Genomic DNA, 7,141 nt, shown 5'->3' on the forward strand with positions numbered 1-7,141 from the left:
TATGGAAAATAAAAGTTTTCTAAGTGAATATAAAGCTTACTTAATAGTAGGCTTTTTGTTCATGCTTTTAACATATTGGTACTTTTGGTTAGCAACAATTGCTGATATAAACTATGTTTACCAATTTTTAATGCAGATGTTAAAAGGAAATTTTACTGGACAAATTGTACCTTTTGATAGTTTAACACAGTATCAACAGATGGAAGTGGGTCTTTTTGGACCTAGATATGATGCAATTGCGCCTGAAGTTATAAGAGCATTTGAAGAGAGACAACATCTTCTTCCTTGGGTTTTCTTTGTTGAATTTTGTCTATTTACAATAATGTTTATTGTTGCAAAAGGTAGAAAACAAGCTAAAATTACAAGAGAAAATGAGAAAGTTCAAGTTTATTCACTTTTTCAAAGAGTTGTTCTTTTATTAAATATTGTAATTATGATTTATCTGTTTATAACTGGTTTTTCAATAACATTTGGAAACTGGACAGGTGGAGGATATATTCCTAGACTTATGAGAGCTACACATGAAGTTGTTGGTGTTGCTTGGATTCCAGTTTGGTTAATTGTTACAGTTATTGCATTTAAAGATCATAAATACTTTGTAAGACCTAGTTCTAAAATATGGCATAAATTCTTTTTAAGAGGAAAATATGAACATATGAATAGAATCAACTACTATATGTATGTTGCATTTGGTTTTTTACTTGTATTAAGTGGTTTTACAATATGGTATATGTTTCCAGATGCAGCAACGCATGCACAAACAATACAGATAAAAAGATTTATTCTATTTTTCCATTTTATGGGTAGTGCAATTATCTCTTTCTTTACATTTGAAACAGTGTATTCATACTTTGTTTCAGTAAAAGGTTATATTCCAGGTGTGATAACTGGGAAATTGCCAATTGAGTACTTAGAGCAACTAAGACCAGATGTATTAGAAGAAGATAAAGATTTATTAAAAAGATAGAAAAAGCTTTAGGGCTTTTTCTATTTAAAAAAAGATTTTAAATATGCAAAATTTGCATATTAAGGAAAACTATGGATAATAGCAAATATTTAAAAACCGTAATTATTGACAAACTTATAGAAAATGAAGCCAATATGGTTGAAGACGTGACAATTGAAGAAGCACGTCTAAACCTTTATTTAAATGGAGAAAAAGCTATATCTATGATGACAATCCCAAAAGACCAAGATGCCCATGCAATTGGTTTTTTAATGAGTGAGAATGTAATCTCTTCTATTGCTGACATAGAAGAGCTTACAGTTAGTGCTGATGGATTAAGAGTAGATGTAAAAGCAAAAATAGATGAAAACTCACTACAAAATTTATATAAAGAGAAGACTTTAGTAAGTGGTTGTGGTGGAGGAGTTACTGGAAATATTGAAGGAAGTTTAGAAATCCCATTTAATCAAACTGCTTTTAAAATAAAACCAGAAACTATTTATACTGAAGTTAAAAAGTTTTATCAAGAGAGTGAACTTTATAACTTAACAGGTTGTGTTCATAAAGCTATGATTTATTTGCTTGATGGAACAACTGTAACAGCTGAGGATATTGGAAGACACAACGCTATTGATAAAGCAATTGGAAAGTGTAAACTGCAAGGTCTTGATACAACAAAATCAATTTTGTTTGTAAGTGGAAGATTAAGTTCAGAGATGGTTACAAAAGCTGTGATGCACAAAATTCCAATAGTTGTATCAAGAACAGCACCAACTTATTTGGGTGTTCAAACAGCACATAAACATGGTCTTACACTTATTGGATTTGCAAGAGGTAAAAAGATGAATCTTTATACTCATAGTGGAAGAATTGATGTCTAGTATTGATGATAAATTAGATTTTAATTTGAGTGATGAGCAAAAAAGAATAGTTTTTGAAAATCTTGATGAGAATAAAAAACTATCTTGTTTAAAGGCATTTAAAGTAGCTAAAAAAATCAAAGTTGAAGCTAAAGATATGAGTGCGATTACAAAATCTTTAGGCATTAAAATAACAGATTGTGAGCTTGGAGTATTTGGCTCTTTAGATTTCTTAGCTAAAGATGAAGAGATTTATAATAGATTAAAAAATAGTTATAAAGAGCAAAGAATTCCTTGTATAGATTTGTGGCAAGAAGCAAAAAACTCATCTTTAAAAATAGTTGGATCAACTGTTAAAAACTCTGATATTGAAGTAAGTTATTGCCAACTAGGATGTTTTAGAGAAAAAAAAGGGCTTAAAAGTGGAAATCAAAGTTAAAATTTGGATTGAAGATAATAAGCAAAATCTTATTTTTGGAAGTGGAAAAACAGAGATTTTAAAAGAGATTGAAAAAACAGGTTCAATTAGTGATGCTTCAAAAAATTTAAATATGAACTATAAAAAAACTTGGAGTCATATAAAAATCCTTGAAGAGTTTATTGAAGATAGTTTAGTTGTTACAAAAAAAGGAAGAGCTATTGATAGTGGTTCACAACTAACTACTAAAGCAAAAGAGCTAATAGAGCTTTATGAAGTTTTAGAAAAAGATATAAAAGAGTACTCAAAAAAGAGATTTAATGAACTTTTTTTAAGTGAAAACTTAATAAAAATAAAGGATAAATAAAGTGTATAAACTAAACTTTTTACAGTATAAAAATATGCAAAACTTGCATATTAAAGATGGTTTATCTTTGAATATTTTATCAAATAATGAAGATTATATTAGTTTAGAAGATAGTTTAAAAAAAGATTTTGCATTTGAAAGTTTAAACTACTTCTCTTTTTGTAAGATTGGCTTTTTATCTTTATTACTTCAATTAAATAAACAAGGGAAAATTGCAGTAAGTCTTGGAGAAACTCAAAGTTTAATTGATGCTTGCGAAATTTTTTGCTCTCTTGGATTTGATATTTTATATTTAGATTTAAATAAAGATGGAAGTGTTAATTTAGATAAATTAAAAGATCAAAAAATAGATTTTTTATTTCTGTCATCATATACAGTTGATACTTTTTATAAAAATAGTTTAGAAAATGTAAAAAAACTAACAGATGCAAAAATTATCTCAAATGCAAGTGCCTCTTTTGATAAAAATAGTGATGTTATATATTTTGATTCATATAAACTAACTGGTTTTTCAACAAAATCAATAATACTTTTTAATCAAAATTTATTTGAAGAACAAGCTATTTTTGAAAAAGATGGAATTTCATTAAATAATATTTTTCAATCTTTGAAAAATCAAAAATTTGAAAATAGTATGAAAGAGATTTTTAAAGAAAAATTAGAAAATAGTTTAAAAGATAATATTTATTATTTTATCGACAATAAAAATAACTTAGAATATACACTTCATTTTGCTCTTAAAGGTATAAAAGCAAGAGAGTTAATAAGAACTTTAGCTTTAGATGAAATTTTAATTTCAAATGGAGAAGGGTGTAGTTTAGGTTTATCAAAACCTTCAAGAGTTATTCAAGCTATGGGTTATGATGAACTTACTAGCAGAAATGCAATAACACTTAGTTTTGAAAAAAGCTATTCAATTAGTGAAATAGATAAAATTGTTAATCTTATTTCAAAAAGATATTTACAGATAAAAGTATTAAATAAAGGATAAAAATGTTTGAAAAATTAAACTATTTAGATTTTAATGAAGCAATTAAAAAGAGTTTTGAATTGACAAATACTACTTTAAGTAGTGAATTTGTTTCTATAAATTTTGCCATAAATAGAGTTGTAAGTGAAGATATTTTATGTGTAAAAAATCTTCCAGCTTTTGATAACTCTGCTATGGATGGATTTGCTTTTAAAGCAAGTGATGCAGGACAAGCTTTAAAAATAAAAAGAGCTATTTTTGCTGGTGATAAAGATAAAAGTAGTGATGAGTTACTTGAAAAAAATGAGTGTTACAAAATAATGACAGGTGCGAAGGTGCCAAAAGATGCTGATACTATTATTGCTATTGAAAACTGTTTAGATGTTACAGAAGATAGTGTAACTATACCTGCTGATATTAAAAAAGGTTCAAACTTAAGATTAGAAGCTGAAGAGTTAAAAAAAGGGGATATTTTAATTAAAAAAGGGGAAAAAATAAACTCTTCACATATTGCTTTACTTGCAAGCCAAGGAGTAGTTATGGTTGAAGTTTATAAGCAAATTTCAATTGCTGTTTTATCAACTGGGAATGAACTTAAAGAGCCATGGCAAAAAGCTTCAAATGAAGAGATATATAACTGCAACTCATTTGCAATTATTGCTCAACTAAACGAAAAAGGTTTTAATGCAACTTATTGTGGAGTTATTCCAGATAATTTAGAAAAATCAATAAATTTCATAAATAGTTTAAAAAAATATGATGTAATTATTACAAGTGGAGGTATCTCTATGGGAGATGCTGATTTTATGGCAGAAGCTTTTTTAAAAAATGGATTAGAAGTAGCTTTTCATGGTGTAAATGTAAAACCAGGTCGTCCTATAATGATGGGGAAAATGGATTCTTCTTTGGTAATTTGTCTTCCTGGAAATCCACTAACAGCAATGGTAAATATAAATCTATTTGTAATTCCAATGTTAAAAAAACTTCAAGGTGAAAATGCTTTTTATCACGGTTATATAAAAGCTATAAACCAAAGTAGTTTTAAAACAAAAAAAGGGAGGGTAAATCTAGTTTTAGGAAGAGTTCAAAATGGTAATTTTTATGTTACAGATGAGAATAAGTATGGTGCTGGAATGATTACAGCTTTATATAAGAGTAATTCAATTTTGGTAACAAATGCTTCTACTTCAAATATAGAATCAACTCAAGAGATAAAAATTCTTGATTTAAATGGTATTTATTTTGAAGAGAGAACAGATATTTTAAATTAAAAATTAGGAGAAAAATATGAAAAAATTGTTAGCAGGTTTAGGTTTTAGCGTAGTAATAGCTAGTGGATTATTTGCAAATAGTTTAATGATGGCAACAACAACAAGTACTGAAGATACAGGATTATTGGATAGTTTAGCCCCAAAATTTAAGCAAGATACAGGAATAGAGTTAAAATGGGTATCAACAGGAACAGGTAAAGCCTTAAAAATGGGTGAAAATTGTGACGTTGATGTTCTTTTGGTTCATGCTCCAGAAGCTGAGAAAAAGTTTGTAGAAGCTGGTTTTGGTAAAGATAGAAAAGAGGTTATGTATAATGACTTTGTTATTGTTGGTTCAAAAAAAGATCCAGCTAAAGTTGAAGGAAAAACTACTCAAGAAGCATTTAAAACAATTAAAGAGAAACAAGCAAACTTTATTAGTAGAGGTGATAAATCAGGAACTCATCAAAAAGAGCTAGCGATGTGGAGAAATGTTAGTGATGTAACACCTGAAAAAGATAAGTGGTATATTCAATCTGGTCAAGGAATGATTATTACACTAAATATGGCTGCTGAAAAAGAAGGGTATACATTAACAGATAGAGGAACTTGGATTAAGTATGAGTCACAAAAAGGTGATTCAAATACAATGAAAATTGTTGTAGAGAATGATAATTCACTATTTAATCAATATAGTGTTATTCCTGTAAATAAAGATAAATGTCCAAAAGCTCAAGATGAATTAGCAAAAAAATTCTCTGATTGGCTAGTTAGTGCTGATACACAAAAGTTTATAGGAGATTTTAAACTTTTGAATAAACCACTATTCATACCAAATGCAAAATAATACAAATAGGAAATAGTAAGTAAATATGAGTTTATTAGTAGATGGTTTTAAAGAGGCTATTGAGCTTTTAATTAGTGGAAATGATAGTGTATATTCTGCAATAATTGTTACTATTACAGTTTCTTCTTGGTCAATATTAATTAGTCTAATACTAGGACTTCCTTTGGGATTTTTACTAGGTTATTATCAATTTAAAGGAAAAACGGTAATAAAAACTATTGTAGATACATTTTTGGCATTTCCTACAGTTGTAATAGGACTTCTTGTATATACAACTCTATCACAAGCAGGAGCTTTTGGAGAGTATAATCTACTATTTACTCAAAAAGCGATAATTATAGGGCAGATTTTTTTAGGTTTACCTATAATTATTGCATTAACAGCTGCTCAAGTTGAATCAACAGATAAAAGATTATATCTATCTTTAAAAGGTTTGGGTGCAAAACCATATCAAATTTTATTAACAACTTTAGTTGAAGCTAGATTTGGTCTAATGACAGCAGCAATGACAGCTTATGGAAGAATTATCACTGAAATTGGAATTTCTATGATGGTTGGTGGAAATATAAAATATCATACAAGAACAATTACAACTGCAATTTCACTAGAAACTGGAAAAGGTGAATTTGAAACAGGTATCGCTTTAGGTTTAGTACTTTTTATAGTTGCACTTATGGTTAATATAGCATTATCAATGCTAAAAAGGAGATGGACTCAATGAGTATTTTATATGAATTAAAAAATATTGAGTATTTTTTCGATGAAAAAAGAGTTTTAAGTATTGATAATCTTATATTAGAAGAGAATAAAATTATTGGTTTTTTTGGACCAAATGGTAGTGGAAAATCTACACTTTTTTCTATTTTATCTTTTATTTCTAAACCACAAAATGGTGAAATCATAATAGATGAAAATATTAAAAAAAGTGTTGTTATGCTTCCTCAAAATCCATATTTATTAAAACGAACAGTATTTGAAAATATTGCTTATGGTTTAAAAATAAGAGGAGAGAGTATAGATTTAAAAAGTAAAGTTGAAGAGGCTCTCTCTTTAGTTGGTCTTGATAAAAATTTTTCAAATAGAAAATGGAATCAACTCTCAGGTGGTGAAGCTCAAAGAGTTGCTTTGGCTTCAAGATTAATTTTAAAACCAAAAGTATTAATACTAGATGAACCAACAGTTGGAGTTGATACAAATTCAGCACAATTAATCAAAGATGCTATTTTATTGGCAAAGCAAAAATATAACACTACAATATTTATCTCAAGTCACGATTACACATGGTTAAAACATATAAGTGATAAAAAGATAGCACTTTTTCAAGGAAGTTTAGTTGAACATGGAAATATAAATCTACTATTTCCACCATGGAGTAAAAATCAAAACGGTGATTTGGTTAAAAATTTTATTGATGGTCAAAAAATAGTAATTCCAAACTCTAAGAGTAAAAAAAGAGATTCAGTTGTAATAATCAATCAAAGTA

9 protein-coding genes are annotated in these 7,141 nt (G+C 27.8%); all 9 read left to right on the plus strand.

Annotated elements, in window-relative coordinates:
* Window positions 1-967: cytochrome b/b6 domain-containing protein (locus WC168_RS08895; protein WP_372618749.1), on the plus strand; the 967-nt coding region annotated here is incomplete at its 5' end.
* Window positions 968-1,038: 71 nt separating this feature from the next.
* On the plus strand, window positions 1,039-1,827 hold the full coding sequence (gene fdhD / locus WC168_RS08900; protein WP_066405449.1) for a formate dehydrogenase accessory sulfurtransferase FdhD: 789 nt from the start codon (window positions 1,039-1,041) through the stop codon (window positions 1,825-1,827).
* Complete coding sequence (locus WC168_RS08905) at window positions 1,820-2,245, plus strand: ModE family transcriptional regulator (protein ID WP_105912790.1); 426 nt, start codon at window positions 1,820-1,822, stop codon at window positions 2,243-2,245. Before fdhD ends, WC168_RS08905 begins: the two co-directional genes overlap by 8 nt.
* Window positions 2,229-2,591, plus strand: coding sequence for a winged helix-turn-helix domain-containing protein (locus WC168_RS08910; protein WP_105925227.1), 363 nt, complete (start codon window positions 2,229-2,231; stop codon window positions 2,589-2,591). Before WC168_RS08905 ends, WC168_RS08910 begins: the two co-directional genes overlap by 17 nt.
* A 1-nt stretch (window position 2,592) precedes the next feature.
* Window positions 2,593-3,582 carry a cysteine desulfurase gene (locus tag WC168_RS08915; RefSeq protein WP_372618752.1) on the plus strand — a complete coding sequence of 330 codons (990 nt, stop codon included), beginning with the start codon at window positions 2,593-2,595 and terminating at the stop codon, window positions 3,580-3,582.
* A 2-nt stretch (window positions 3,583-3,584) separates the two neighbouring features.
* Window positions 3,585-4,832 (plus strand): molybdopterin molybdotransferase MoeA, encoded by a 1,248-nt coding sequence (locus WC168_RS08920; protein WP_372618754.1) that lies wholly within the window; start codon window positions 3,585-3,587, stop codon window positions 4,830-4,832.
* 16 nt (window positions 4,833-4,848) lie between these two features.
* Window positions 4,849-5,658, plus strand: coding sequence for a substrate-binding domain-containing protein (locus WC168_RS08925; RefSeq protein ID WP_372618756.1), 810 nt, complete (start codon window positions 4,849-4,851; stop codon window positions 5,656-5,658).
* 25 nt (window positions 5,659-5,683) lie between these two features.
* A complete protein-coding gene (locus tag WC168_RS08930) occupies window positions 5,684-6,379 on the plus strand; it encodes an ABC transporter permease (protein ID WP_066221269.1) in 696 nt (231 codons plus the stop codon).
* Window positions 6,376-7,141 (plus strand): energy-coupling factor ABC transporter ATP-binding protein (locus WC168_RS08935; protein ID WP_372618759.1); only part of this gene is annotated, 766 nt, incomplete at its 3' end. The genes WC168_RS08930 and WC168_RS08935, both read left to right, overlap by 4 nt.

The organism is Aliarcobacter sp., from assembly GCF_041672065.1.
In the GTDB taxonomy this organism is placed as follows: Bacteria; Campylobacterota; Campylobacteria; order Campylobacterales; family Arcobacteraceae; genus Aliarcobacter; species Aliarcobacter skirrowii.

Bases quoted from the DNA above. Each gene is read 5' to 3' on its own strand.
- WC168_RS08920 (WP_372618754.1), top strand. From the start codon at position 3,585: ATGTTTGAAAAATTAAACTATTTAGATTTTAATGAAGCAATTAAAAAG.
- WC168_RS08925 (WP_372618756.1), top strand. From the start codon at position 4,849: ATGAAAAAATTGTTAGCAGGTTTAGGTTTTAGCGTAGTAATAGCTAGT.
- WC168_RS08905 (WP_105912790.1), top strand. From the start codon at position 1,820: ATGTCTAGTATTGATGATAAATTAGATTTTAATTTGAGTGATGAGCAA.
- WC168_RS08930 (WP_066221269.1), top strand. From the start codon at position 5,684: ATGAGTTTATTAGTAGATGGTTTTAAAGAGGCTATTGAGCTTTTAATT.
- fdhD (WP_066405449.1), top strand. From the start codon at position 1,039: ATGGATAATAGCAAATATTTAAAAACCGTAATTATTGACAAACTTATA.